General features: G+C 62.3%; 1 protein-coding gene. It reads left to right on the top strand.

Annotation, left to right across the window (positions count from 1 at the left end):
* Nucleotides 1-69 precede the first annotated feature (69 nt).
* On the top strand, nt 70-512 hold a 443-nt coding region (locus AACY49_RS30375; protein ID WP_445262679.1), incomplete at its 3' end, for a MaoC family dehydratase.

Below are 512 nucleotides of genomic sequence, written 5' to 3'. Positions count from 1 at the left end.
CGCGCAGGCACGGCGGATGCCATTTGCTTGGCCGCGCCTATGCGACGAAATCAGCTTCAGGGGAATGCCGTGACGACCGTTACAGTCCAGGAAATGGCAGGCCGGATCGGCACCGAACAGGTGTCCGACTGGGTCGAGGTCAGCCAGGAAATGATCGACAAGTTCGCCGATGCGACTGGCGACCACCAGCTCATCCACGTCAACCCGGCAATGGCGGCGATGACCCCGTTCGGCGGCACCATCGCGCACGGCTTCCTCACGCTGTCGCTGATGCCGCTACTGTCGTCCAAGATCATCGACGGCGTCGAGATCGAAGGCGTCAAGATGGGCGTCAATTACGGGGGCAACAAGGTCCGCTTCCTGCAGCCCGTCCGCTCGGGCAAGCGCGTGCGCGGTCGTTTCAAGCTCTTGAGCTTCGACGAAAAGCGCCCCGGCCAGTGGCAGCAGACCAACGAATTCACGGTCGAGATCGAAGGCGAGGACAAGCCCGCAATGATCGCCGAATGGATCAG

Source organism: Pseudomonas sp. EL_65y_Pfl2_R96, assembly GCF_963970905.1.
In the GTDB taxonomy this organism is placed as follows: Bacteria; Pseudomonadota; Gammaproteobacteria; order Pseudomonadales; family Pseudomonadaceae; genus Aquipseudomonas.
The sequence above is the reverse complement of the archived record's forward strand: the minus strand, read 5'-3'. Positions and strand labels throughout refer to the sequence as shown.